This window comes from Agromyces molybdatiresistens (assembly GCF_052748445.2).
The window spans coordinates 202,577-228,592 of record NZ_CM188258.1; the positions used below are offsets into that span (position 1 = coordinate 202,577).

26 protein-coding genes are annotated in these 26,016 nt (G+C 71.7%); 18 read left to right on the forward strand and 8 right to left on the reverse strand.

From position 1 onward, the window contains the following. The first annotated feature begins 12 nt into the window (after positions 1–12). The gene (locus ACULK2_RS00955; protein WP_445969699.1) at positions 13–1,002 is read left to right on the forward strand and encodes a helix-turn-helix transcriptional regulator; all 990 of its coding nucleotides are present in this window, start codon (positions 13–15) and stop codon (positions 1,000–1,002) included. A gap of 169 nt (positions 1,003–1,171) precedes the next feature. Next, entirely contained in the window at positions 1,172–1,597 is a 426-nt protein-coding gene (locus ACULK2_RS00960) for a VOC family protein (RefSeq protein ID WP_445969700.1), read from the forward strand. Between the two features lie 4 nt (positions 1,598–1,601). Here the strand turns inward: ACULK2_RS00960 and ACULK2_RS00965 are convergent, their stop codons facing one another. After that, entirely contained in the window at positions 1,602–1,994 is a 393-nt protein-coding gene (locus ACULK2_RS00965) for an META domain-containing protein (protein ID WP_445969701.1), read from the reverse strand. Between the two features lie 130 nt (positions 1,995–2,124). After that, positions 2,125–3,117, reverse strand: a complete 993-nt coding sequence (locus tag ACULK2_RS00970) for a LysR family transcriptional regulator (protein ID WP_445969702.1) — start codon at positions 3,115–3,117, stop codon at positions 2,125–2,127. Positions 3,118–3,318: 201 nt separating this feature from the next. On the opposite strand from ACULK2_RS00970, the gene ACULK2_RS00975 reads away from it, so the two are divergent. The 4 genes from ACULK2_RS00975 (at position 3,319) to ACULK2_RS00990 (ending at position 10,898) form a co-directional block, all read left to right on the forward strand. Then, the gene (locus ACULK2_RS00975) at positions 3,319–6,948 is read left to right on the forward strand and encodes a bifunctional proline dehydrogenase/L-glutamate gamma-semialdehyde dehydrogenase (protein WP_445969703.1); all 3,630 of its coding nucleotides are present in this window, start codon (positions 3,319–3,321) and stop codon (positions 6,946–6,948) included. A 185-nt stretch (positions 6,949–7,133) separates the two neighbouring features. Further along, the gene (locus tag ACULK2_RS00980; protein ID WP_445969704.1) at positions 7,134–8,594 is read left to right on the forward strand and encodes a basic amino acid/polyamine antiporter; all 1,461 of its coding nucleotides are present in this window, start codon (positions 7,134–7,136) and stop codon (positions 8,592–8,594) included. A 35-nt stretch (positions 8,595–8,629) separates the two neighbouring features. Further along, entirely contained in the window at positions 8,630–9,868 is a 1,239-nt protein-coding gene (locus ACULK2_RS00985; RefSeq protein WP_445969705.1) for an arginine deiminase, read from the forward strand. Positions 9,869–9,953: 85 nt separating this feature from the next. Further along, a complete protein-coding gene (locus ACULK2_RS00990) occupies positions 9,954–10,898 on the forward strand; it encodes a 1-phosphofructokinase family hexose kinase (RefSeq protein WP_445969706.1) in 945 nt (314 codons plus the stop codon). A gap of 180 nt (positions 10,899–11,078) precedes the next feature. Here ACULK2_RS00990 and ACULK2_RS00995 read toward each other — a convergent pair whose 3' ends face one another. Then, positions 11,079–11,561, reverse strand: coding sequence for an ATP-dependent zinc protease family protein (locus tag ACULK2_RS00995; RefSeq protein WP_445969707.1), 483 nt, complete (start codon positions 11,559–11,561; stop codon positions 11,079–11,081). Between the two features lie 26 nt (positions 11,562–11,587). On the opposite strand from ACULK2_RS00995, the gene rimK reads away from it, so the two are divergent. After that, on the forward strand, positions 11,588–12,796 hold the full coding sequence (gene rimK / locus ACULK2_RS01000) for a 30S ribosomal protein S6--L-glutamate ligase (protein WP_445969708.1): 1,209 nt from the start codon (positions 11,588–11,590) through the stop codon (positions 12,794–12,796). A gap of 154 nt (positions 12,797–12,950) precedes the next feature. On the opposite strand, the gene ACULK2_RS01005 is transcribed toward rimK, so the two are convergent. Next, complete coding sequence (locus ACULK2_RS01005) at positions 12,951–13,313, reverse strand: GntR family transcriptional regulator (protein WP_445969709.1); 363 nt, start codon at positions 13,311–13,313, stop codon at positions 12,951–12,953. 23 nt (positions 13,314–13,336) lie between these two features. Next, a complete protein-coding gene (locus tag ACULK2_RS01010) occupies positions 13,337–13,774 on the reverse strand; it encodes an Lrp/AsnC family transcriptional regulator (RefSeq protein WP_401000123.1) in 438 nt (145 codons plus the stop codon). Positions 13,775–13,965: 191 nt separating this feature from the next. Here ACULK2_RS01010 and ACULK2_RS01015 point away from each other — a divergent pair, with 191 nt between their 5' ends. Further along, entirely contained in the window at positions 13,966–14,793 is an 828-nt protein-coding gene (locus ACULK2_RS01015; RefSeq protein ID WP_445969710.1) for an LLM class F420-dependent oxidoreductase, read from the forward strand. A gap of 69 nt (positions 14,794–14,862) precedes the next feature. Here the strand turns inward: ACULK2_RS01015 and ACULK2_RS01020 are convergent, their stop codons facing one another. Further along, a complete protein-coding gene (locus ACULK2_RS01020; RefSeq protein ID WP_445969711.1) occupies positions 14,863–15,627 on the reverse strand; it encodes a hypothetical protein in 765 nt (254 codons plus the stop codon). A gap of 506 nt (positions 15,628–16,133) precedes the next feature. Between ACULK2_RS01020 and ddaH the strand changes: the two genes are divergently transcribed. Continuing rightward, positions 16,134–16,991: a dimethylargininase gene (ddaH, locus tag ACULK2_RS01025; protein WP_445969712.1), complete on the forward strand. Its 858-nt coding sequence runs from the start codon at positions 16,134–16,136 to the stop codon at positions 16,989–16,991. 56 nt (positions 16,992–17,047) lie between these two features. Beyond that, complete coding sequence (locus ACULK2_RS01030) at positions 17,048–17,560, forward strand: Rho termination factor N-terminal domain-containing protein (RefSeq protein WP_445969713.1); 513 nt, start codon at positions 17,048–17,050, stop codon at positions 17,558–17,560. A gap of 48 nt (positions 17,561–17,608) precedes the next feature. On the opposite strand, the gene ACULK2_RS01035 is transcribed toward ACULK2_RS01030, so the two are convergent. After that, a complete protein-coding gene (locus ACULK2_RS01035; protein WP_445969714.1) occupies positions 17,609–18,439 on the reverse strand; it encodes an alpha/beta fold hydrolase in 831 nt (276 codons plus the stop codon). Positions 18,440–18,565: 126 nt separating this feature from the next. Between ACULK2_RS01035 and ACULK2_RS01040 the strand changes: the two genes are divergently transcribed. Both ACULK2_RS01040 and ACULK2_RS01045 read left to right on the forward strand, forming a co-directional pair. Then, complete coding sequence (locus ACULK2_RS01040) at positions 18,566–20,110, forward strand: peptide MFS transporter (protein ID WP_445969715.1); 1,545 nt, start codon at positions 18,566–18,568, stop codon at positions 20,108–20,110. 49 nt (positions 20,111–20,159) lie between these two features. Beyond that, positions 20,160–20,996 (forward strand): polyprenol monophosphomannose synthase, encoded by an 837-nt coding sequence (locus ACULK2_RS01045; protein WP_445969716.1) that lies wholly within the window; start codon positions 20,160–20,162, stop codon positions 20,994–20,996. On the opposite strand, the gene ACULK2_RS01050 is transcribed toward ACULK2_RS01045, so the two are convergent. Further along, a complete protein-coding gene (locus tag ACULK2_RS01050) occupies positions 20,948–22,204 on the reverse strand; it encodes an ROK family transcriptional regulator (RefSeq protein ID WP_445969717.1) in 1,257 nt (418 codons plus the stop codon). The genes ACULK2_RS01045 and ACULK2_RS01050 overlap by 49 nt on opposite strands. Positions 22,205–22,386: 182 nt before the next feature. Between ACULK2_RS01050 and ACULK2_RS01055 the strand changes: the two genes are divergently transcribed. The 6 genes from ACULK2_RS01055 to ACULK2_RS01080 all read left to right on the forward strand — a co-directional run bounded on the left by ACULK2_RS01055 (position 22,387) and on the right by ACULK2_RS01080 (position 26,001). Next, entirely contained in the window at positions 22,387–23,109 is a 723-nt protein-coding gene (locus ACULK2_RS01055) for an AraC family transcriptional regulator (RefSeq protein WP_445969718.1), read from the forward strand. Between the two features lie 52 nt (positions 23,110–23,161). Beyond that, complete coding sequence (locus tag ACULK2_RS01060; protein WP_445969719.1) at positions 23,162–23,980, forward strand: alpha/beta fold hydrolase; 819 nt, start codon at positions 23,162–23,164, stop codon at positions 23,978–23,980. Between the two features lies 1 nt (position 23,981). After that, positions 23,982–24,545 carry a dihydrofolate reductase family protein gene (locus tag ACULK2_RS01065; protein WP_445969720.1) on the forward strand — a complete coding sequence of 188 codons (564 nt, stop codon included), beginning with the start codon at positions 23,982–23,984 and terminating at the stop codon, positions 24,543–24,545. Beyond that, positions 24,542–24,880, forward strand: coding sequence for a cupin domain-containing protein (locus ACULK2_RS01070; protein WP_445969721.1), 339 nt, complete (start codon positions 24,542–24,544; stop codon positions 24,878–24,880). Before ACULK2_RS01065 ends, ACULK2_RS01070 begins: the two co-directional genes overlap by 4 nt. A gap of 19 nt (positions 24,881–24,899) precedes the next feature. Then, positions 24,900–25,472, forward strand: a complete 573-nt coding sequence (locus tag ACULK2_RS01075; protein WP_445969722.1) for a dihydrofolate reductase family protein — start codon at positions 24,900–24,902, stop codon at positions 25,470–25,472. An 85-nt stretch (positions 25,473–25,557) separates the two neighbouring features. Then, the gene (locus ACULK2_RS01080) at positions 25,558–26,001 is read left to right on the forward strand and encodes a VOC family protein (protein WP_445969723.1); all 444 of its coding nucleotides are present in this window, start codon (positions 25,558–25,560) and stop codon (positions 25,999–26,001) included. Positions 26,002–26,016 lie beyond the last annotated feature (15 nt).

Below are 26,016 nucleotides of genomic sequence, written 5' to 3' on the forward strand. Positions count from 1 at the left end.
AATACTGGACACATGGCCGCGACCACCTCCCGCACGCTCGACCTGCTCTCGCTCCTCCAGAGCCACCGGCACTGGACCGCGCGCGAACTCGTCGACCGCCTCGACGTGAGCGAGCGCACGCTGCGCCGCGACGTCGAGCGGCTGCGCGAGCTCGGATACGCGATCGAGTCGACCCGGGGCGTCGCGGGCGGCTACCGACTCGCCGCCGGCACGGGGCTGCCGCCCCTGCTCCTGACCGACGACGAGGGCGTCGCGATCGCCGTGGGCCTGCGCTCGCAGGCGGCCGCCGGGCTGCGCGGCGCCGAGCACACCACCTTCAGCGCGCTCGCGAAGATCGAACAGGTGCTGCCGCCGGCGCTGCGCCGGCGGATCGAGGCGCTGCAGGCCGTGGCGGCGCCGACGGGAGCGCTCGGGCCCGGGTCGCAGGCGCGCCCCGCGCCATCCGTGGACAGCGAACTCCTGGGACTGCTGGCGCTCTGCTGCCGCGACGCCGAGCGGATCAGGATGAAGTACACGGATGCCGCGGGCGCGGCGAGCACGCGCTCGATCGAGCCGCACCGGCTCGTGCCGCTCGGCCGGCGCTGGTACCTGCTCGCGTGGGACCGCGACCGCGACGACTGGCGGACCTTCCGGCTCGACCGGATCGACGACGTGTTCCAGACGCGCGTGCGCTTCGCGCCGCATCCGCTCACCGACGACGAGGCGCTCGAGCGCGTGCAGCGCGCGGTGCGCTGGCGCGACCAGGCGGTGCGCGCGTCGGTGCGGGTGGCGATGCCCGTCGAGGAGTTCCGCGAGCGGCTCGGCTGGTGGGCGCGCGACGCGGTCCCGGCTCCCGACGGATCGGGCACCGTCTGGCCGATCGAGGGGGAGTCGGTCGCGGGGGTCGCGGCGGCGCTGCTCTGGGTGCCCGAGGGCGTCGGATGCCGCGTCGACGGGCCGCCCGAACTGCTGGCCTTCCTCGCGGCGCAGGCCGAGCGGTTCCGCGCCGCGGCCGCCGCCTGAGCGGCCTGCCACCACCGCGGGCTCACTCCTGCGCATATCCGATCCGCAACCCCGCGCCACGGGCGGATCGAGCGGCGTGCCGGATCGTGTATCCGCGGAACTGGACCGCGGGCTTGCAGTCTGGGCAGGAGGGGTGGCGCGTGTCGGCGGACCGCGGTCGAATGGGGGCATGGACATCGCCTTCATCGCCGGGTTCGGCCCGATCGGCACCATCGACTCCGCATCGCACGACTTCTGGGCGGGTGCACTCGGCATCCCGTTCCACGAGAACGCGCCCCGCTACTTCCACACCGAGGAGGTCGAGGGAGCGAAGGCGTTCGCGATCTGGCCGCTCGACCAGGCCGCCGAGGCGACCTTCGGCACGACGGAATGGCCCTCCGACCGGCCCGTGCCGCAGGCGTGGATCGAGTTCGACGTCGCCTCGCCCGAGGCGGTCGCGCCCGCCGTCGAGGAACTGCGCGCGAAGGGCCTGGAGATCCTCGTCGAGGCGCACGACGAGCCGTGGGGGCAGACGACCTCACGGCTGATGAGCCCCGAGGGGCTGCTCGTGGGGGTCAGCCACACGCCGTGGATGCACGGCGACGGGACGGCCTGACGTGTCAGCCTGAGCGCTCGAGCGTGCCGATGGGGGAGCCGTCCTCACCGAGCACCGTCATGGTGTCGTCCGCGACATCCGCGACGCTCATGCCCGCGAGCCAGTCGTCGACGTCCTCGCACGCCATCTTCGTGGACGCCACGTTCTCGAACTCCACCTGGTCGGCCTCATCGACCGACCACGTGCCGTTCAGCGTGTTGCAGCCGTCGCTGCCGGTGAAGTCGCCGCCCTCCTCGAGCGTGAGGAACGGCGAGCCCTCCGCCGACGAATCGCCCCACGTCCCCGTCGGATCGATGTCGCCCCCGGTGTCCTCGCCGGCTTCGCCGCTGCACCCGCTGAACGCGAGCGCGGCCGCCAGCACCCCCATGCCGATGACGAGCCTCTGCCTGCTGGTCATGCTCGCAGCGTAGCCCTGCCCGCACCCCCGCCGCACGAAGATCCGGCCGATGGGCGTGCGTCGAGTGCCGTCGGCCGGATCTTCACGCATGAGGTGGGGCGGGCGGATGCCGCTGGGCGGCGGCGGGGGGTCAGTCGTGCGTGGGAGGCGGAGCGCTGCGGGCGGCGGCGCGGGCGAGGGCGTCGCGCGCCGCCACCACGGCGGGGCGCCGGGCCGAGGCGCGTCGCGTCGAGGAGAACACCTCGCGGAAGGGGTCGTCGGGGAGCGACGCGAGCTGCACGCTCGGCGCCTCGCCGGCCCACACGAGATCGGGGAGGAGCCCGACGGCATTGCCCGAGCGGATCAGGCGGATGTGCGCCATGAGGTCGGCGGTCTCGAAGCGCACGTCGGGCTCGAATCCGGCGCGGCGGCAGAGCTGCTCGGCCCACTCCCGGGAGGCCGTGCCGCGCGGCTCCATGACCCACGGCATGTCGGCGGCCGCGGCGAGCCCGTCGTCGGCGACCGACCGCAGCAGCTCGGTCGGCGCGTCCTTCGGGAGCGCGGCGGCGACCGGGTCGGGTCGGCGCAGCCCGCGCCGACGGGCGGCCGGGTGCGGCGGCAGGGCGAGCCGGATGGCGTCGCGTGCGAGGGGCACCCGGTCGAGTTCCGGATGCAGCGGACGCGTGTAGCCCGGATACTGCTCGGCCACGACGAGGTCGAAGTCACGTGCGGCGACGTCGAACAGCGCGAGCTCGGGCTCGCGCTCGGTGACCTCGACGCGCAGCGACGGGTGCTCGGCGGCGAGCAGCGTGAGCGCCTGGGGGACGACGGCGTGCGCCGCGGACTGGAACACGGCGATGCGCACCGTGCCGCCGACCGTGGTGAGCGAGCGCGCGACATCCGCCTCGGCCTCTTCGAGTCGTTCGAGCACGGCCTGCGCGTGGCCGACGAGCAGTTCGGCCTGGGGCGTGAGCTGCACGCGCCGGCCGACCTGGACGAGGAGCGGCACGCCGGCCTCCTTCTCGAGCTGGCTGAGCTGCTGCGATACCGACGACGGGCTGTACGAGAGCGCCTCGGCGACGGCGGTGAGGGTGCCGCGCCGGCTGAGCTCGACGAGGAGGCGCAGTCGGCGGACGTCGAGCATGCGCACGACCTCCTCACGAGGCATCCGCCCCGGCTTCGGGCCCGATGCGGCGCGGCGGCGGCGGCCGCCTCCGACATTCGGGAAACATGAACAGTATGCATCGGATTCATTCGCTGTACTGAATGGAACAGGAGTCGCACACTGGAAGTGCCGGGCGTGCACCATCCCGTGCGCCCTCCGAGACCTAAGGACACCGCAGTCGTGACCACTTCGAAGCTCCTCACGGACGTCGTCCCCGACACCGACCACGTCGTCGCCCTCGTCGAGCGCTGGCTCGCCGAGAGCGCCAACCACCCCGTCGACCCCGCCGCGCAGCGCCTCGCGGGCGTGCTGAAGGACGAGAACGGCCTCGCCTTCACCGTGGGCTTCGTCGACGGCGTCATGCGCCCGGAGGACCTGGGCGTCGCCGGTCGCAACCTCGCCGAGGTCGCGAAGCTGACCCCGAAGTTCCTGCCGGCATACCTGAAGGCCGCGATCCGGCTGGGCGGGGCGATGGCGCCCGCGTTCCCGTGGATCGTCATCCCGATCGCCCGCCGGGTGCTCCGCGCCATGGTCGGGCACCTCGTGCTCGACGCCACGCCGGCCAAGCTCGGCCCCGCCATCGCGAAGCTCCGCGAGTCGGGCAACCGCCTGAACCTGAACCTCCTCGGCGAGGCCGTGCTCGGCGAGCACGAGGCCGACCGCCGCCTGAAGGGCACCTACGACTTCCTCGCGCGCGACGACGTCGACTACGTCTCGATCAAGGTCTCGAGCGTCGTGAGCCAGCTCTCGATGTGGTCGTTCGACGAGGCCGTCGAGAAGGTCGTGGCCAAGCTCACGCCGCTCTACGAGCTCGCGGCCGAGGGCTCGGCCGCCGGCACGTCCAAGTTCATCAACCTCGACATGGAGGAGTACCGCGACCTCGACCTCACGATCGCGGTCTTCAAGCGACTCCTCGACCAGCCGCAGCTGCGCGCCCTCGAGGCCGGCATCGTGCTCCAGACCTACCTGCCCGACGCGCTCGGCGCCATGCAGGACCTCACCGAGTGGGCGCAGGCGCGCCGCGCGGCGGGCGGCGCCCCCATCAAGGTGCGCGTCGTCAAGGGTGCGAACCTCGCGATGGAGACCGTCGACGCGCACGTCCACGACTGGCCGCTCGCGACCTACTCGACCAAGCAGGACTCCGACACGAACTACAAGCGCGTGCTGCACTGGTCGATGACGCCCGAGCGCATCGACGCCGTGAAGCTCGGCGTCGCGGGCCACAACCTCTTCGACGTCGCCCACGCCTACCTCACGGCGAAGGAACGCGGAGTCGGCGATGGCGTCGAGTTCGAGATGCTGCTCGGCATGGCGACCGGCCAGGCCGCGGCCGTGCGCGGCGACGTCGGACGCCTGCTGCTGTACACGCCGGTCGTGAACCCGAGCGAGTTCGACGTCGCGATCGCGTACCTGATCCGCCGCCTCGAGGAGAACGCGAGCCAGGACAACTTCATGTCGGCCGTGTTCGAGCTGAACGAGAACCGCGCGCTGTTCGAGCGCGAGCGCGACCGCTACCTCCGCTCGCTCGCCGCACTCGAGGGCGAGGACCTCGACGGCCCGGCGCCGTCCCCGAACCGCACGCAGAACCGCCGCACCGAGTGGGACGAGAAGGAGGTCGCCGAGCTCGCCGGCACCGTCGTCGGCGCGCCCGCTCCGGGTGAGGAGCACGAGGGCTCGCTCACGAGCGTCGTCCTCGGCATCACGCGCGGGTCGGGGCTCGACGGTGATCTGGCGGACGCCGCGGCCGCCGCGGCCACCCTCACCGGCCCCGGCGTCACGCCGGGCTTCCGCAACGAGCCCGACACCGACCCCGCGCTCGCCGCGAACCGCGACTGGGGCCGCCGCATCCTCGAGCGCGTCCCGACCTCGACGCTCGGCATCGACACCCTGCAGGCGAACCGCATCGAGACCGTCGAGGAGCTCGAGCAGCTCATGACGACGGTTGCCGCGAACGGCGCCGCCTGGGGCGCCCTGCCGGGCGACGAGCGGGCCGCGGTGCTGCACCGCGCGGGCCTCGCACTCGCCGCGAACCGCGACCGCCTCATCGAGGTCATGGCCGCCGAGACCGGCAAGACGATCGCCGAGGCGGACCCGGAGATCAGCGAGGCGATCGACTTCGCGCACTACTACGCCGAGCGCGCCCGGGAGCTCGACCGTGTGCAGGGCGCCCGCTTCGTGCCCTCGAAGCTCACCGTCGTGACCCCGCCGTGGAACTTCCCGGTCGCGATCCCCGCGGGCGGCGTGCTCGCCGCGCTCGCCGCGGGCTCGGGCGTGATCATCAAGCCCGCGAAGCTCTCGCAGCGCTCCGGCGCGATCATGGTCGAGGCGCTGTGGGAGGCCGGCATCCCGAAGGACCTGCTCGCGCTCGTCGACCTCGGCTCGCGCGACCTCGGCACCACGCTCGTCTCCGACGAGAAGGTCGACCGCGTCATCCTCACGGGCGCCTACGAGACGGCCGAGCTGTTCCGCTCCTTCCGTCGCGACCTGCCGCTGCTCGCCGAGACCAGCGGCAAGAACGCGATCATCGTGACTCCGTCCGCCGACCTCGACCTCGCGGCATCCGACGTCGTGAAGAGCGCCTTCGGCCACGCGGGCCAGAAGTGCTCGGCGGCCTCGCTGGTCATCCTCGTCGGCTCGGTCGCGAAGTCCGAGCGGTTCCGTCGCCAGCTGGTCGACGCCGCGACGAGCCTCCGCGTCGGCTGGCCCGAGCACCCGCAGAGCCAGATGGGCCCGATCGTGGAGCCCGCGAACGGCAAGCTGCTGCACGCGCTCACCACGCTCGGCGCCGATGAGGAGTGGCTCGTCGAGCCGCGGCAGCTCGACGGCACCGGCCGCCTGTGGTCGCCCGGCATCCGCGCGAACGTCAAGCCCGGCTCGTACTTCCACCTCACCGAGTTCTTCGGCCCGGTGCTCGGCATCATGCACGCGAAGGACCTCGACGAGGCGATCCGGTTCCAGAACGCGGTCGACTTCGGCCTGACCGCCGGCCTGCACTCGCTCGACTCCGACGAGCTCGCGACCTGGCTCGCGACCGTCGAGGCCGGCAACCTGTACGTCAACCGCGGCATCACGGGCGCGATCGTCCAGCGCCAGCCGTTCGGCGGCTGGAAGCGCTCGTCGGTCGGAGCGGGCGCCAAGGCCGGCGGACCGAACTACCTGTTCGGCCTCGGCGACTGGCAGCCCGTGCACGACGAGCCCAGCCGGTCGCTCCACCTGCGCGGCCTCGAGCAGCGCGTGACCGACCTCATCGAGGCGTCGCAGCCGTCGCTCGAGTACGAGGCGTACGAGGTGCTCCGCCGTTCCGCGCTCTCCGACGCGGTCGCCTGGGCCGACGAGTACGCCACCGTGAAGGATGTCTCGGGCCTCGGCGTCGAGCGGAACCTGTTCCGCTACCTGCCGCTCCCGGTCACGGTCCGCGTGAGCGAGGACGCCACGCTCGCCGACGGCCTCCGCGTCATCGCCGCGGGCCTGCTGGCGAAGTCCCCGCTGTCGATCTCGACCGCGCACGAGTTGCCGAAGGGCGTGCGCGCGCTGCTCGCGTCGCGCGACATCCGCGTGGTCCGCGAGGGCGACGCCGGCTGGATCACGCGCGCCGGCAAGGGCGAGATCACGGGCCGCGTGCGACTCGTCGGCGGGTCGGCGACGGCGCTCGCCGAGGCCACGGGCGGCACGCCCGACCTCGCGGTGTGGTCGCACCCGGTCACCCCGTCGGGCCGCGTCGAGCTCCTGCCGTTCCTGCACGAGCAGGCGATCTCGATCACGAACCACCGATTCGGCAACCCGACGACGATCTCCGACGACGTGATCTAGCGGCGTCGACGGATGTCACGGGGCGGTCGCGCGAGCGGCCGCCCCGTTCGGCGTGCCCCCGGTGCCGCCCGCGCCATCCGCTCGCCCTTGTGCGCTCGCCGAGGCTGCGCTAGACACGGACCAGGTTGCGAGGCCGCGTCCTGAACCATCCGCACGGGGGCGGATCGAACGGCGAGGGGGCACTGATGACATCGACGACCGAGCCGCGGGCGACGTCGAAGCTCAGTTTTCCCGCGCTCACCGCGATGGTCGTCGGCTCGATGGTCGGGGCGGGCGTGTTCCAGCTCCCTGCCCGGTTCGCGGCGCAGACGGGCGTGTACGGAGCCCTGATCGCCTGGTCGATCGCCGGTCTCGGCATGCTGACGCTCGCGCTCGTGTTCCAGACGCTCGCGATGCGCAAGCCGAAGCTCGACAACGGGGTCTACGTCTATGCACGCGCGGGCTTCGGGGTCTATCCCGGCTTCCTCTCGGCGGTGGGCTACTGGGCGTCGGCGTGCGCGGGCAACGCCTTCTACTGGGTGCTCATCATGACGACGCTCTCGCAGCTCTTCCCCGACCTCGAGCCGGTGCTCGGGCAGGGCGACACCTGGCCGGCCTTCTTCGTGTCGGTGGCCGCGGTATGGGGCGTGTACCTGCTGATCCGGCGGGGCGTGCGCGAGGCCGCCGCCGTGAACTTCATCGTCACGGTCGCCAAGCTCGTGCCGCTCGCCCTCTTCCTGGTGCTCGTGGCCTTCTTCTTCGACTGGGACGTCTTCGTCGGCAACCTCTCCGGCGACGACGGCCCGGCGGCCTACGAGACGCTGTTCGCGCAGGTGCAGGGCACCATGCTCATCACGGTGTTCGTGTTCCTCGGCATCGAGGGGGCGAGCGTGTACTCGCGCTATGCGAGGAAGCGCTCGGACGTCGGCCGGGCGACCGTGCTGGGCTTCCTGTCGGTGCTCGCGCTCTTCGCGTCGGTGTCGATCCTGTCGTACGGGATCCTGCCGCAGGCCGAGATCGCCGCCCTCCCGCAACCCTCTGCCGGCGGCGTCCTCGAGGCCGCGGTCGGGCCGTGGGGCGGCGCGTTCATCCGGGTCGGGCTCATCATCTCGGTGCTCGGCGCCTACCTGGCGTGGCAGTTGCTCGCCGCCGACGTCGTCTTCGCGGCCGCGAAGGACCGGGACCTGCCGCGCTACTTCGCCCGCCTGAACGCCCGGGAGGTGCCCGAGCACGCGGTGCTGTGGACCTCGATCCTCGTCACCGCCATCCTCTTCCTCGTGCAGTTCGTGGACGACGCGCTCGACTTCACCCTCGACCTCACCGCCGCGCTCTCGCTCGCTCCGTACGCGCTGGCGAGCGCGTACGCCGTGAAGATCGCCGTGCAGCGAGACGGCTACGCGGATGCCACGACGGCCCGTCGCACGCGCGAGCTCGTGATCGCGGCGATCTCGACGGCCTACACGCTGTTCCTGATCTGGGCGGCGGGCTACGTCTTCCTGTTCCTCGCGTCCATCCTGCTCGCCCCCGCCACGGCCCTCTACGTCGTCGCCCGGCGCCAGCAGCAGGCGAGGGTCTTCACGCCCGCCGGGCTCGTGGTCTTCATCGCGATCGTCGCGTTCGCCGTGATCGGAATCGTCCTGCTCGTCACCGGGGTCGTCCAGCTCTGACCGTCCTCGCGCCGCGGCGCAGAAGGGAGCACGCCATGTCGGACCATTCGTACGGGGTCCACTCCGAGGTCGGCCGGCTCCGGAAGGTGCTGGTCTGCCGGCCCGGGCTCGGGCACGAACGGCTCACGCCGAGCAACAGCGACGCACTCCTGTTCGACGACGTGCTGTGGGTGCAGAACGCCAGGCGCGACCACGCCGACTTCGTGCAGCACCTGGGCGACCGCGGCGTCGAGGTGGTCGAACTCCACGACCTGCTCGCCGAGACCCTCGCGGTGCCCGGCGCGCGCGACTGGCTGCTCGACCGCAAGATCGTCGCGAACGAGGTCGGATCCGGCCTCGTCGCCGACACGCGCGCGTTCCTCGACTCGCTCGACCATCCGACGCTCACCGAGTACCTCATCGGCGGTCTCTCCACGCGCGACCTGCCGGCGGAGTTCCGCCCACCCGAGGTCGCCCTGGTCCGCGAGGCGGCGGGGATGACCGAGTACCTGATGCCGCCGCTGCCCAACACGATCTACACGCGCGACACCACGTGCTGGATCTACGGCGGCCTGACGCTCAACCCGCTCTTCTGGCCGGCGCGGCACGCCGAGACGATGCTGATGAAGGCGATCTACGAGTTCCATCCGGACTACACGGGCAGCACCGTGTGGTGGGGCGACCCCGAACAGGACTGGGGCCGCGCGACGCTCGAGGGCGGCGACGTCATGCCCGTCGGGAACGGGGTGGTGCTCATCGGCATGAGCGAGCGCACCTCGCGCCAGGCGATCACGGCGGTCGCCTCGCGGCTGTTCGAGGAGGGCGCAGCGGAGCGCGTCGTCGTCGCGGGCATGCCGAAGCTGCGCGCCGCCATGCACCTCGACACGGTCTTCACGTTCGCCGACCGCGACCTCGTGACCTACTACCCGGACATCGTCGACGGGATCCACACGTTCTCGCTGCGGCCGGCCGACGACGGCGGCGTCGAGGTCACCGAGGAGCGCGGATCGTTCATCGAGGTGGTCGCCGAGTCGCTCGGACTCGCGAAGCTCCGCGCGGTCGAGCCGGGCGGCGGCTGGTACGCGGGGGAGCGCCAGCAGTGGGACAGCGGCAACAACGCGGTCGCGGTCGAACCGGGCGTGGTGTTCACCTACGACCGCAACACGTATACGAACGCACTGCTGCGCGGCGCGGGGGTCGAGGTCATCGAGATCGTCGGCGCCGAACTCGGCCGAGGGCGCGGGGGCGGGCACTGCATGACCTGCCCGATCTCGCGCGACCCCGTGGACTACTGAGCGGATGCCGCGGACTCGCCGCCCCACGCGATGGCGGCGGCCGTTCGTCCCGCACCGAGCCGATCGTGCGCCCTAGGCTCGGGCCATGGCCGTGCACGCACCCATCGTGACGTTGACCATGAACCCTGCGCTCGACGTGTCGAGCACGGCCGAGCGCGTCGTGCCCGAGCACAAGCTGCGGTGCGGGCCGAGCCGGTTCGACCCGGGCGGCGGCGGCGTCAACGTGAGCCGCGCCATCCGGAACCTCGGCGGCAGCTCGATCGCCGTCTATCCGCTCGGCGGCCCGACGGGCCAGGCGTACCGCGGGTTCATCGAGCAGGCCGGCCTCGTCGCCCGCGTCATCACGATCGGCGGCAACACGCGCGAGAGCTTCACCGTCGACGAGCTGTCGACCGGCGACCAGTTCCGGTTCGTGCTGCAGGGCCCGACGATCCGCGAGCCCGAGTGGCGTGCGTGCCTCTCGGTCGTCGCCGACGAGCTGCCCGTCGGCGGGTTCCTCGTCGCGAGCGGCAGCCTGCCCCCCGGCGTGCCGGCCGGCTTCTACGGGATGCTCGCCGAGATCTCCGCGCATCACGACGTGCGCCTGGTGGTGGATGCCTCGGGGCGGGCGCTCGCGGCCGCGCTCGAGGCGGGCGTGTTCCTGATCAAGCCGAGCCGAGACGAGCTCGCCGAACTGGTCGGCGCGCCTGCCGAGCTCGACGAGCCGGCGATGGTGGAGGCCGCGCGGTCGCTCGTCGCCGCCGGGCGCAGCGAGGTCGTCGCGCTCACGCTCGGCGGGCACGGGGCGATCCTCGTGACGGCCGATGAGGTGCTGCGTCTGCCGACGCCGGCCGTGCAGGTCTCGAGCGCGGTCGGGGCGGGCGACGCGTTCCTCGGGGCGCTCGTGCTGCGGCTCGCGCAGGGCCGGACGATCGCGGAGGCGTTCCGCACCGCGGTCGCGGCCGGCAGCGCGACGGCGATGCTGCCGGCGACGGAGCTGTGCCGTGCGGAGGACGTCGCGCGGCTGGAGGCGGACCTCGCGACGGCGTGAGCCGCGGCATCCGTGCCCGACGGCCCTGCGTGAGCCAAGGCGAAGGTCGTCGCCGACCGTGGAGCGGTGCGAATTCGCAGGATGACACGACTGACGCGTGGTGCTACGGCGCCATCGCGCGTCTGGTCCTGCGAACTCGAGCCGCACCTCGGGAGGCGAAGCTCGAGCGGACGGGTCGGGTCAGGCGCGGCCGCGGTTGCGGCGACGGATGACGCGGGGCGCGCGCCCGCCGACGAACGAGCGGCCCGCATCGACGAGGAACCCGTTGCGCAGCGCCTCGCGCCCGATGAGCATGCGGAAGCCCATCTCGTCGCGGTTCGTGAGCGTGACCTCGGCCGTGACCGGTCGGTCGTGGAGCACGATCTCCATGAGCACGACGAGGCGCTCCTGCGTGTGACCGGTCGAGCTGCGGATGACCCTGCGATCGTGCACGGGAAGCTCGACCGTCGCGGCATCCGCATCGGTGTCCTGCCACGGGTGGATGCCGAACCGCACCCACGCGACGCCGTCGCGCTCGAACTCCTCGAGGTCGAACGCGTGCAGCGCCGACGAGCGGGCTCCGGTGTCGAGCTTCGCCTTCAGCCACTCGACGTCGGCCTGGGGCAGGCGCACCCATTCGCGCCATCCGGCGATGGTGTTTGAATGGGTGGAGACATCCGTCACCCGATCATCTTCGCAGGGACTCCCGAATGAAACTCGCGATCCTGTCGCGCGCGCCGCAGGCGTACTCGACCCAGCGTCTCCGTGCTGCAGCGCAGCAGCGCGGACACCAGGTCAAGGTCCTCAACACCCTCCGCTTCGGCATCGACCTCTCGGGCCCCGAGCCCGACCTGCAGTACCGCGGTCGTCCGCTGTCGGACTACGACGCCATCCTGCCGCGCATCGGCAACTCGATCACGTACTTCGGCACGGCCGTCGTGCGGCAGTTCGAGCAGATGGACGTCTACACGCCGAACACCGCCAACGGCATCACGAACGCGCGCGACAAGCTCCGCGCGAACCAGATCCTCTCGCGCCACAACATCGCGCTGCCGGCCACGACGTTCGTGCGGAACCGCGCCGACCTGCGCCCCGCGATCGAGTCGGTCGGCGGTGCGCCCGTCGTGATCAAGCTGCTCGAGGGCACGCAGGGCATCGGCGTCATCCTGGCGCCGACGATCAAGGTCGCCGAGGCGATCATCGAGACCCTGCACTCGACGAAGCAGAACGTGCTGATCCAGAAGTTCATCGCCGAGAGTCGCGGTCGCGACATCCGTGCCCTCGTCGTCGGCGACCGCGTCGTCGCCGCCATGCGCCGGGTCGCGAGCGGCGACGAGTTCCGCTCCAACGTGCACCGCGGCGGCAGCGTCGAGCCCGTCGAGCTCACGCCCGAGTACGAGCAGGCCGCGGTGAGGTCGGCGCAGATCATGGGCCTCAAGGTCGCGGGCGTCGACATGCTCGAGGCGAACGAGGGCCCGCTCGTGATGGAGGTCAACTCCTCGCCCGGCCTGCAGGGCATCGAGTCCGCGACGAAGCTGGATGTCGCGGGCGCCATCATCGACTACATCGGCAACCAGGTCGCCTTCCCCGAGATCGACGTGCGCCAGCGGCTCACCGTCTCGACCGGGTACGGCGTCGCCGAGCTCCTCGTGCACGGTGCGGCCGACCTCGTCGGCAAGTCGCTCGGCGAGTCGGGCCTCTGGGAGCGAGACATCACGGTGCTGACGCTGCACCGCGGCACGACCGTCATCCCGAACCCCCGCAAGGGCGTCGTGCTCGAGGCCGAGGATCGCCTGCTCTGCTTCGGCAAGCTCGAGGAGATGCGCTCGATGATCCCCGAGCGGCGCCGCCGGCGGCAGAAGGTGCGGCGCCTGCCGAAGGAGCCGATCCCGGCGCAGCCGGAGGCCGCGGCGAGCTGACTCCGCCCCCGCGAGGCGCGCCGGCGCCCCCCCCCGCGCCGACCCCGATCGAGTGCGATTTCTGCGATGGAGTGCGCCCTCGTCGGCACTCCATCGCAGAAATCGCACTCCGATGGGATGGCGCGGGACGCCGAGCCAGCCAGCCGCGAGACCGTCAGCGGCGGGCGCGGAGCGCGCGTTCGGCGGCGGCCAACGCGGCATCCGTCGTCACGCCCAGGCGTTCGGCGCTGTCGGCGAAGGCGGATGCCGCGGACTGCAGCGCCTGCTCGACGGGATCGCCCGCTGCGCAGACGAAGGTGCCCGCGCGGCCGCGACCCTCGACGACGCGGTCGGCCTCGAGCTCCTTGTAGGCGCGTGCGACGGTGTTCGCCGCGAGCCCGAGCTCCTCCGCGAGGGCGCGGACGGTCGGCAGCTTCGACCCTGCTGCGAGGCGTCCGTCGCGCACGGCGTCGACGACCTGCATGCGGAGCTGCTCGTACGGGGGAGTGTGCGCGTCGTCGTCGACGGTGAATCGCATGTGGACTCCGTGGTCGGTGGTGATCAGTCGCGGTTGCGGTTGACCAGGCGCGAGAGCACGATCGCGCTCCGCGTGTGGTCGACGTTCGGGGCGATGCGCACGCGCTCGAGCGCGTCCTCGAGCGAGGTGATGTCGCGGGCGCGCATGTGCACGATCGCGTCGGCGCTGCCCGTGACCGTGCCCGCGTAGACGACCTCGGGAACGTTCTGGAGGATGCGCTGCAGTTCGTCGGGCGCGACGGTGCCGCGGCAGAACAGCTCGACGTACGCTTCGGTGCTCATGCCGTCGACGGCCGGGTCGACCTGGATGGTGAACGCCTTGATGACGCCGTCGGCGACCAGCTTGTCGACGCGCCGCTTCACCGCCGACGCGGACAGCCCGACGGAGGACCCGATATCGCCGTACCCGGCCCGCGAGTTCTGGCGGAGCAGGTCGAGGATCGCCCGGTCGAGGTTGTCCATGGGGCGAGTGTACGGCGGTCCGTTGCGCCGGGAAACGGGTCGGCGCCGGATTCGTGCGTGGTGTTGCGCTTTCGTGATCGTGAGCGACCGGAATCGACGCGAGCCCGTCGCGCGCGACGCGCGGGCGCGGCATCCGTTCGCCCTGGGCGCACCGGGCGGAAACCGCTCGCCGATCGACGTATCGTGGGGCCATGACCCCGAACACCGCTTCCGCGCGCCTCGGCGTGCAGCTGCAGCCGCAGCACGCGACCTACACGCAGATCCGCGACGCCGTGCTCCGCATGGAGGACCTCGGCGTCGACGTCCTCATGAACTGGGACCACTTCTTCCCGCTCTCGGGCGACCCCGAGGGCCTCCACTTCGAGGCGTGGACCATGCTCGGCGCCTGGGCCGAGCAGACCGAGCGCGTCGAGTTCGGCACGCTCGTGAACTGCAACTCGTACCGGAACGCCGACCTGCAGGCCGACATGGCCCGCACGCTCGACCACATCAGCGCGAAGGGCGGAGACACCGGCCGCTTCATCTTCGGCACCGGCTCGGGCTGGTTCGAGCGCGACTACGACGAGTACGGCTACGAGTTCGGCACGGTCGGCTCGCGCCTCGACGACCTGGCCGAGGCGCTGCCGCGCATCCGGGCGCGCTGGGCGAAGCTGAACCCGGCGCCGACCCGCGACATCCCGATCATGATCGGCGGCAAGGGCGAGCAGAAGACGTTGCGGCTCGTCGCCGAGCACGCCGATATCTGGCACTCGTTCGTGCGACCCGACGAGCTCGGTCGCAAGGTCGACGTGCTGAAGGGCTGGGGCGAGAAGGTCGGGCGGGATGTCTCGGGCATCACGATCTCGAACGAGCTCCCGCGCCGCAGCCTCGACGACGCGTACGCCGACGCGCTCCACGACGCGGGGGTGCGGCTCTTCACGCTCGGCATCTCGGGCCCCGACTACGACGATGCGGCCGTGCGGCACTGGCTCGCCTGGCGCGACCGGCGCAACGAGGAGGCGGGGGTCCGCGCGGCCTGAGGCCCGGCGCGCGGCCCGAGGCCCGGCGCGCGGCCCGAGTCGCGGCCGGATGAGGCGGCGGGCCTTCGATCAGTTCGTCGGCCGACTGGAGTAGCTCACCTCGCCCGACTCCGCCCACCCGATGCGGTAGAAGGCGGACTCGAATCCGCCTTCCGCGAACAGGCCGCCCGACGGGAACTCGCCATCCGTGGTGCAGGTCGACATGCCGCCGACCTCCCTGACGTCGAGCATCAGGCAGACCTGAGCGGAATCCGCGCTCCGGGCGACGTGGATCGAGGCGCCGCCGGGATAGCTTCCGACGCGCCGATACGTCGCCGGGTCGGATGACGGGTCGCCGAAGTCGGGCACGTCCTCCGGGACCTGCGTGCGCTCGAAGACCGCCATCGCCCTCGCCTCGTCGAGCGGTACGGCGTCACCCGTCTCGCTCGATCCGCTCGGTGCGAGCTCGAACGTGAGCGACTCATCGGGCACGTCCCCGCCGGCCAGGTCCGAGGCCGCCTGCGCGCCCGAGACCCAGCCGGCGCCGAACCCGAGAGCGAGGGCGATCGCTCCGACGAGGACGCCCGCGCGAACGGCAGCGGACGGCGCGCCTCGAGGTTCCTCGACCGGTCGGTCATCGGCGACGCCGAGTGCGTCGAAGGGATCGGCATCGGCCGCCGTCATGGTCACCGTCGGTGCGTTCGCGGCCTCGACGCCGGGCCCGTCGCTCCCGGGTCGCGCCGCTCGCCGGCGCAGGCGATGGAGTTCGTCCGCTGCGGCGACGCGCACGGCGTCGTCCGTGCCGGCTCCGTAGGCGAGGCGCTGCAGTTCGGCGATGCGATTGCCGTCGGACATCGGGGTCTCCTCGCTCGGCCGGCGTAGGGCGGCCGGGATGGAGTCAGGATGCCGCACCCCGAGCGGCCCGAGCAAGCAGCGGTCGACGAGCCTCCCTCGCAGCGTCGACCGGGTGCCGGATGCCCCGACACGATTTCCGAGCGCGCGCCTGCGGCGGATGCCCGTGCCCCGCGCAGCCGGATTCGCGTGCCGCACCCGCCGTCGCGCGCCTCCGCCGCGCCGGATTCGTGCGCCCCGCACGCGCGCCATCGCGCGCGAAACCCGCGGCGACGTCGTCCGCCACCCCGGGAACGTTGCGCCGGATGCCGGAACGCGCAGGAATCTTGTGTCGGATGCCGAGAACTCGCGCACTTCGCGCGCCACACTGGAGGTGGCGTCTCGACGGCGGTGCCATCCGAACACCGCCGCCGAGGCTCGGAAGAGCGACCTGGTCCGCCGACACCCCACCGGCCGAGCCGGCGGCGCGCCGCCGTGCCCGGCCGACGAAACCCCACTCGAGGAGTGAGATGTCGACCGTGATCGAGACCGAGACGACCCCGACCGCGCCGGAGCGGACCGCGACGAAGAAGACCGTGCTGATGTGCCGCCCCGAGCACTTCACCGTCGTGTACCAGATCAATCCGTGGATGGATCCGGCCAAGCCGACCGACACCGCGCTCGCCGTGTCGCAGTGGCAGGCCCTGCACGACACGTACGTCGGGCTCGGCTTCGACGTGCACCTCATCGACCCCGTCGAGGGGCTGCCCGACATGGTCTACGCCGCGAACGGCGGCACGGTCATCGACGGCATCGCGTACGGCGCCAAGTTCACCCACGAGCAGCGGGCCGCCGAGGGCCCCGCGTACATGGAGTGGTTCCGCCGGGCGGGCTTCGACGTGCGCGAGCCGGTCGAGACGAACGAGGGCGAGGGCGACTTCCTGCTCGTCGGCGACGTGATCCTCGCCGGGACCGGCTTCCGCAGCGACGGCGCGAGCCACGACGAGCTGCGCCGCATCACGGGACGCGAGGTCGTCACGCTCACGCTCGTCGACCCGAGTTTCTACCACCTCGACACCGCGATCGCGGTGCTCGACTCCCGACCCGGCCAGGAGCACATCGCCTACCTGCCGAGCGCGTTCGACGCGACCTCGCTCGAGATCCTCCGCGAGCGCTATCCCGACGCCATCCTCGTCTCCGAGGAGGACGCCGCGGTGCTCGGCCTCAACTCGTACTCCGACGGCCGCAACGTCGTCATCGCCGCGCGCGCCACCGGCTTCGAGCGGCAGCTGCGCGACGCCGGCTACCACCCGATCGGCGTCGACCTCTCCGAGCTGCTGCTCGGCGGCGGCGGCGTCAAGTGCTGCACGCTCGAACTGCGTCGCTGATCGGGCTACGATTCCGGGAACCCCCACCCGAACGACCCGACCCAGAGGGATCGACGATGGCACCCGCGAACACCCACAGGAACCCTGCCGCGAAGGCGCTCGACGCGGCGAAGCAGCTCGCCGCGCGAGCCGGCACGGCCACGCGCGCGCAACTGCGCAGGCTGAACCGCACGAACCCGACGACGGATGCCGCGGCGCCCGCGGCCGCGGAGGCGCCCGCACCGACCGGGCCCGTGAGCGAGCCCGTCAGGGCGCAGGCCGAGGCGGCGACCGCGACCGCCGCCGCGCCGACCGGTGCGCCTGCCGCCGAGCAGGCGGCGCCCGCGAAGCCCGCCGCGACAGCGAAGACGCCCGCCTCCGGCACGAAGCCCACGGCCGCGAAGAAGCCCGCCACCAAGCCGAACGCGAAGCCCGCGACGAAGCCGGGCGCGAAGCCGACCGCCGCGTCGGCGGCGGGCGACCTCTCCGCGCGCACGGTGCCCGAGCTGCGCGCGCTCGCCAGGGAGCGCGGCATCACGGGCTACTCGCGCATGACGAAGCCGCAGCTGGTCGAGGCGCTCGCGAGCTGACGCGCCACGGCGAGACCGGTTCGCCGGTCAGGGCGAACGCCGGCCTCCCTACGACGCGACGAACGTCAGCAGCGCCGCGTTGATCTCGTCGGCGTGCGTCCAGAGCATGCCGTGCGGTGCACCCTCGATCTCGACGTACTCGGCCGACGGCAGCAGCTCCCGGAAGCGCCGCGCGGTCGCATCGATCGGCAGGATGCGGTCGGCCGTGCCGTGCATGATCAGCGTCGGCACGTCGATCTTCGCGACGTCGTCGCGGAAGTCGGTGAGCCACGTGTCGACGCACGCCGACGCGGCGTACCAGCTCGCGCCGGCCGCGGTCTGCCAGCTGCCGCGCACGGCGGCCTCCGAGATGCGCGAGCCGAGGTTCTCGTCGAGGTTGTAGAAGTTCTCGAAGAACCCGTCGAACCAGGCGAACCGGTCGCCCTCGGCCTGCGACTTCAATCCGTCGAAGTCGGGCGCGGCGCCATCCGGGTTGTCGTCGGTCTGCCGCAGGTACGGCTCGAGCGAGCCGAGGAACGCCGCCCGCGCGACGCGCTCGCTCCCGTAGGTGCCGAGGTAGCGGCCGACCTCGCCCGTGCCCATCGAGAAGCCGACGAGCGTGACATCCGTCAGTTCGAGCGCGTCGAGGAGGGTCTTGAGGTCGGCGGCGAACGTGTCGTAGTCGTAGCCGGTGGCGGGCTTCGAGGACCTGCCGAAGCCGCGCCGGTCGTACGTGATGACGCGACGCCCGGCGCCGAGCAGTGCCCGCGCCTGCTTCTCCCACGACGCCCCGTCGAGCGGGTAGCCGTGGATCATGACGACCGGCCGGCCCTCGCCGTGGTCCTCGTAGTAGAGCTCGATGGGTGCGGAGTTCTCGGTTCCGACGGTGATGTACGGCATGTTCGGTGTCCCCCTGAGGTCGTGTGCCTCGGCAAGTCCAGCATCCCGCGGTGCTCCGGACAAGGGTCGGCGCCCGATGCGACGACCCCTGACCGCTCGTGGCGAACCGGTGTAGTGTGCAGGGCCATGCGAGACGACGATCGTCCGGCGGGGGACAGCGACGGATCGGCGCCGGGACCCGCGGGTACCGCCGGACTGGCGGCTCCGCCTGCCGAGGTCGGGCACTCCGACGCGCGCGAGGACCGCGGATTCTTCGGCCAGCCGCGCGCACTTGCGCACATCTTCGGCGTGGAGATGTGGGAGCGCTTCAGCTTCTACGGGATGCAGTCCATCCTGCTCCTGTACCTGTACTTCTCGGTGTCCGAGGGCGGCCTCGGCATGGAGCAGAGCGCTGCCGCCGGCATCGTCGGCGCCTACGGCGGCGCGGTCTACCTGTCGACGATCCTCGGCGCCTGGATCGCCGATCGCCTGCTCGGCAGCGAGAAGGTGCTCTTCTTCTCGGCGATCGTGATCATGGCCGGGCACATCGCCCTCGCCCTGCTGCCCGGATTCGTCGGCGTCGGCGTGGGCCTCGTGCTCGTCGCGTTCGGGTCGGGCGGGCTCAAGGCCAATGCCACCAGCGTGGTCGGCACGCTCTACTCGCGAGACGATCCGCGCCGCGATGCCGGGTTCTCGCTCTTCTACCTCGGCATCAACCTGGGCGCCTTCCTCGGCCCGCTGATCACCGGCCTGCTGCAGTCGACGGTCGGGTTCCACTGGGGCTTCGCAGCCGCGGCGGTCGGGATGGCCATCGGGCTCATCCAGTACTCGTTCGGTCGCAAGGGACTGCCGCCCGAGGCATCCGTGGTGCCCAACCCGCTGCCACGAGAGAGGCGCGGGCTCGTCGTCGGCATCGCGATCGCGGCGGTCATCCTCATCGTCGCGCTCGTGCTGACCCGCCTGGTGACCGCGGAGAACCTCGTGACCTGGGTGATCGGCGGCACGGTGGTCGCAGCGGTCGCGTACTTCATCGTGATCATCACGAGCCGTGCGGTGAGCGCCGTCGAGCGCAGCCGCGTGTTCGGGTTCATCCCGCTCTTCATCGCGAGCGTCGCGTTCTGGTCGTTGTACCAGCAGCAGTTCACGGTGCTGACGATCTACTCCGACGAACAGCTCGACCGCACCCTGTTCGGCTGGGAGATGCCGATCTCGTGGGTGCAGTCGATCAACCCGATCTTCATCATCCTGCTGTCGGGGGTCTTCGCGGCGCTGTGGACGAAGCTCGGCACGCGTCAGCCGTCGACGCCGGTCAAGTTCGCGCTCGGCACGGTCATCATGGGCGTCGCGTTCCTGCTCTTCCTGCCGTTCGCGGGCGGCGGATCGAACTCGACGCCGTTGCTGGCGATCGTCGGCATCCTGTTCGTGTTCACCGTGGCCGAGCTGCTGCTGTCGCCGGTGGGACTGTCGGTCGCGACGAAGCTCGCGCCGGCGAAGTTCCACACGCAGATGGTGGCACTGTTCTTCCTGTCGGTGGCGCTCGGCACGGCGATCGCCGGTCAGCTCGCGGAGTTCTACACGGCCGTTCCCGAGGCCGTCTACTTCGGGGTCCTCGGCGGTATCGCGGTCGTGCTGGGCGGTGCGCTCGCGCTCGGCACGCGGCCCGTGCTGCGGCTCATGCAGGGGGTGCGCTGAGGAACCGCCCGCGCGCGAGGGCGACGCGGGCCGGGTACGATTCCCTCACATGTCGTCGCGTGCTGAGGAGGAGCGGGTGAACCGACCGCTCGTGGTGATCCCCACGTACGACGAGCGGGAGAACCTGCCGGGCATCGTCGCCCGCGTGCGCGCCGCGGTGCCGACGGCGTCGGTGCTCGTCGTCGACGACGGTTCACCGGACGGCACGGGCGAGCTCGCCGACGAGATGGCCGAGACGGATGCCGCGGTGCAGGTGTTGCACCGCCACGGCAAGGAGGGCCTCGGCAGTGCGTACCTCGCGGCCTTCGACTGGGCGCTCGGGCGCGGGTTCGATCCGATCGTGCAGCTCGACGCCGACGGGTCGCACCTGCCGGAGGAGCTGCCCGAGCTCCTCGAGACGCTCGAGGCGACGGATGCCGCGGGGCGGGCCGCCGATGTCGTCATCGGGTCGCGCTGGGTGCCGGGCGGGTCGGTCGTGAACTGGCCGCGCCGGCGCGTGTGGCTCTCGAAGTTCGGGAGCACCTACTCGCGGTGGATGCTCGGACTGTCCGTGAGGGACGCGACCGCCGGGTACCGGGTGTACCGCTCGAGCGCGCTGCGCGCGCTGCATCTCGACGACGTGCACACGCGCGGGTACGGCTTCCAGGTGGACATGACCTGGCACGCGGTGATGGCGGGACTGCGGGTCGTGGAGGTGCCGGTCACCTTCGTCGAGCGCGAGCGCGGCCGGTCGAAGATGAGTGCCGCGATCGTGCTCGAGGCGATGGCGCGGGTGACGGGGTGGGGCGTGGCGCGACGCTTCCGGCCGACCACGTCGCGGACCTCGCGGGATTCGCGTCAGGCCACGGCGGAGACCAACGACGATCGCAGGGCGTCGCGCGCCTGACGGCGGGCGCCCGCGAGTCCCAGGCCGTCGACCGATCCTCCGGCCACCACGCGCGGGATCGCATCGAGCGCTCCGTTGCCGAGCGTCGGCCGGTTGTCCCGGAACGACGCGTCGATGTCGCCGGCGAGCGGTGCCCACCATCCGCTCACGACCACGACGTCGGGGTCGATCGTCGGCACGACGACCTGCAGTGCGCGACCGATCCAGAGCGCAGCGTCGAGCCAGGCCCACTTCGCCCGGTCCTCCGAGACCGAGATCCGTTCGGTCAGTTCGGTGATGGCGGCCCGTCGGCCGTACGTGAGCTCGAAGTCCCGGAGCTCGGCCTTGGCGAGCACGACGCCGGGTGCGGCGACGGTGGCGAGGCATCCGCGCTGGCCGCACTCGCACTTCACGCCGTTCGGGACGATCGGCAGGTGGCCGAACGTTCCCGCCAGCCCGTGCGCACCGGAGAAGGGCTCGCCGCGGACGACGATCGCGGCCGAGACCTGCGCATCGCCGGAGATGTGCAGGACCACCTCGTCGCGGTGTTCGGCACCGTCCGAAGCGGCGCGGGCGGCGGCCGCCGTGCGGAGCGTGGGCGCCGTGATGAGGTCGGGCTCCAGCCCGGCGAGGCGTTCGGACCTGGCACGGAGTGCGGCGACCACGTCGAGCGGCTCCGGGCCGAGCGTGCCGTCGCCGAGTGCGAGCGCCGGCTCGCCGACGACCGCGCCCTGGACGAGCAGCGTGGTCTCGCCGATGCGACGTCCGTCGCGCTCGGCCTGCGCGATCGCCCGGTCGACGACGACGGCGAGCGCATCGAGCGGCGCCGCACTCACCGGGCGCGGGTCGTCGTCGGCGACCGCGACGGGTTCTTCGTAGCGGGCGACCTCGGTGCCGTCGAGCTCGGCGAGGGTGGCGACGGCGTCGTCGGCGGCGACGCCGGCGGTCAGGAGCAGCCGATCGGCGATCGCGAGACGGAGCCGGCTGGACCGCTGGTGTTCGGCACCGGTCTCGGGGTCGATGAGGACCCCGGCCGCGATCATGCGGGTGACCAACCCGGCGATCGCCGTGCGGCCCATGCCGGTCGCGCCCGCGAGCTCTGCGCGCGTGGCGCCGCCGTGGGTGAACAGATGATCGACGATGCGGCCCGCGTGCTCGGCGCGCCCTGCCTGGTTCGCAGCGGTGCTCTCCGACGGGACATGGGCTGCGGCGGCGCCGGGCTGCGTCATGGCGCCAGCATGGCGGGTCGATCGCACGGTGCGCAAGGCTCCCCGGTCGGGGGACGAGGAATCCCGTACCGCGATCCTCGCAGACCGAAGCGCCCGTCGGCCGGCAGGTCCCGCACCGCCGCAGGGACTGAGAGCCGGCCATGAAGGGACCAGTTCCGGCGGGTTCGTGCGAAGGTGGTGGCGTGCCGATCGAGAGCAGCCACCGGGCGTCCGACTCGCCCTACATCGCGCGGGTCTGGCAGGGACGCACGTCGGGCTTCGAGCAGATGACGTCGATCGCCACCTCGAACTGGGAGCTCGTGTTCTGGGAGGACGGCGGGGTGATCCGTGCCGCGGTGCGCGGGCCGGAGACATCCGCCTCGATCGCCGAGGTCGTGGGCGACTCGCGCTCGGTCGGCATCACGTTCGCGCATGGTGCTTCCATGCCGCACCTGCCGATCGGGGAACTCGTCGACGGCGACGTCGAGAGTCCCCATGTCAGCGGCCGATCGTTCGTGCTGCGGGGCGAGGAATGGGAGATCCCGCACTTCGACAACGCGGAGCAGTTCGTCGAACGGCTCGTCCGTGCCGGCGTGCTCGTGCGGGATCCACTGGTCGATGAGATCGTCTGGGGCGGGATCGCGAAGGTGGGGACGCGCTCCGTGCAGCGCCGCGTGGCCGCCGCAACCGGACTCACCCGGGGTGCCATCCGCCAGATCGAACGGGCGCGCGAGGCCGCCGTGCTGCTGGGAGAGGGTGTCTCGCCGCTCGACGTGGTGCACCGGCTCGGCTTCTACGACCAGCCTCATCTGGCGCGAGCCCTGCAACGGTTCATCGGGCGCACGGCGACGCAGCTCGGGGCGCATGACGAGGCGGCCGATCCACTGTCGCTTCTGTACAAGCCCGAGGGGCCGGGCCGGACCTAGCGTGAAGTCGTCGCGGTCGATCACCGCGGCACGACGAGAAGGGCTCACGAAATTGGCCGAGAACACGACCGTCAGGTCCGCCGACGGGACCACCATCGCGTACACCGCCTGGGGCGACGGCGACCCGATCATCATCATCGACGGCGCGACCGCCTACCGCGCCACGACCCCGGAGAACGCTGCGACGGCCGAACTGCTCGCCGACCGGTTCCGCGTCGTCGGCTACGACCGGCGCGGGCGCGGCGAGAGCGGCGACACCGCCCCGTACGCGGTCGAGCGCGAGTTCGAAGACCTCGAAGCGATCATCGCAGCGGTCTCTGAGGGTCGTCCGGTGACCGTCTTCGGATGGTCCTCCGGGGCGCTCCTCGCCCTCAACGCGGCACAGGCCGGCGTTCCGATCGCGCGACTCGCGCTCTTCGAGCCGCCCGTCGTCGCGAACGGGTCCCGCCGGCCGCTGCGAGCCGACTACGTCGAGCAGCTCGACGCCGCGGTCGCCGAGGGTCGCCCGGGCGACGCGGTCGCCCTCTTCATGACCGAGGCCGCCGGGATGCCGGGCGAGATGGTCGACGGCATGCGCGGCAGCGACTTCTGGCCGGCACTCGAGGCGATCGCCCCCACCATCGCATACGACGGCCGTCAGGTCGGCGACACGATGTCGGGGCAGCCGCTGCGCGCCGACCTCTGGAATCGCGTCGACGTCCCCGTGCTGGTCATGCACGGCACCGGCACCTGGCCGCACCTGTCCGCCGGTGCGCAGGCGGTCGCCGAGCACCTGCCGACCGCGACGCTGAAGGCGGTGCCGGGTGAGAACCACACCACCGCAGCCGAAGTGCTCGCGCACTCGCTGCGCGACTTCATCGAGGAGAACTGACATGGGACGCATCGTGCTCACCGAGTTCATCTCGCTCGACGGCGTCGTGGAGGCGCCAGGCGGCGAGGACTTCAAGTACCCCGATTGGAGCTTCGAATTCGACCGGGGCGAGGAGGGCGAGAAGTTCAAAGAGGAGGAGGCGCTGGGATCCTCGGCCCTGCTGCTCGGGCGCACGACCTACGAGGGCTTCGCGTCGGCCTGGCCGCAGTACGACGGCGAGCTCGCCGACACGTACAACGCGATGCCGAAGTTCGTGGTGTCGAGCACGCTGGTCGACCCGGAGTGGAACAACACGACGGTGCTCTCCGGCGACCTCGTCGACGAGGTGACTCGGCTCAAACGGAGGGTCGACGGCGACATCTCGGTGGCGGGCAGCATCCAGCTCGCGCAGGGGCTGCTCGAGGCCGACCTGGTCGACGAGATCCACCTGATGTCGTTCTCGGTGCTCCTCGGCCACGGGCGCAGGCTCTGGGCGGAGACGGCCGATCGTACGATGTGGAAGCTCACCGAGGCGAGGGTCTACGGCGAGGGTGTGCTCGTCACGATCCTGGAGCGCGCCCGATGACGGGGACGACCATCCCCGTCGAACCCGTCGACATCGGCCGCGACGAGGACTTCGAGGGCTACCTGCACGGCTCGCCCGTCAGCCTCATCCGCGAGTACGCGGCACGCCCCGGCGCAGGGCCCCGGTTGCATCGACACCCCTACGTCGAGACCTTCCTCATCCACGCCGGTCGTGCCCTGTTCACGGTCGCCGACGAGCAGCTCGTGGCGGTCGGCGGCCAGATCCTGGTCGTGCCCGCGCTGGTCGCGCATCGATTCGAGGTGCTCGACGGCGGAACCTACGAGGCGACCCACATCCACGCCAACGACCGCTTCGTCACCGAGTGGCTCGAATAGTTCCGGGGAGATCGATCAGATGAGACCACTTCGATACTCGATCAACGTCACGCTCGACGGTTGCGTCCATCACGAGGCAGGGCTCGCGCCCGATGAGGAGTCGATGCGCTACTGGACCGCTGAGGTGGAACGAGCCGATGCCCTGCTCTTCGGCCGGACCACCTACGAGATGATGGAGTCCGCGTGGCGGCAGCCCGCCACGGGCACGTGGCCCGACTGGATGCGGCCGTGGGAGATCCCGTTCGCCGAGCGCATCGACCGGACGAAGAAGTACGTCGTGTCGAGCACGCTGAAATCGGTCGACTGGAATGCCGAGCTCGTGCGGGGCGACCTCGAGCGAGCGGTCCGGCGGCTCAAGCAGGAACCGGGGGAGGGCCTGTTCGTCGGCGGAGTGACCCTCCCCCGGGCGTTGGCCGATCTCGGACTCATCGACGAGTACGTGTTCGTGGTGCAGCCGGTTCTCGCCGGGCACGGGCCGAGGCTGCTCGACGGGCTGCGCGAGCGGATCGAGCTCGAGCTCGTGGATCGCCGCGTGTTCCGATCAGGAGCGGCGGCCGAGCGCTACCGGCTCGCGAGCAGGAGCTCGCCGTGAACGGTGTTCCCGCTCCGCCGCGAGGGCCGGCCGACGTCGCCGCACCCTGACGCGCATGACCGCGGCGGTCGCTACGATGCACCGCATGACCATACGACTCGAGAACGTCGGGATCGCCGTCCGGGATCTCGAGGCGACGATCGCCTTCTTCACCGACCTGGGCCTCGAGGTCGTCGGGCGCGACGAGGTGAGCGGCGAGTGGACCGACACCGCCGTCGGCCTCGACGGCAACCACGCCCGCATCGCGATGCTGCAGACGCCCGACGGCTCGGGCCGGCTCGAGCTGTTCGAGTACCTCGACGACCTCGCCATCGAGACGCAGCCGACGCTCCCCAACGAGATCGGCATGCACCGCGTCGCCTTCTCGGTCGACGACATCGACGAGTCCCTCGCGATCGCCGCGCGGCACGGGTGCCATCCCCTGCGGGGCGTGGCCGACTACCAGGGCGTCTACAAGCTCACCTACGTGCGCGGTCCCAGCGGCATCCTCGTGATGCTCGCCCAGGAACTGGCGAAGAACTCCGGCTGACGCGGCCCGCGGCTG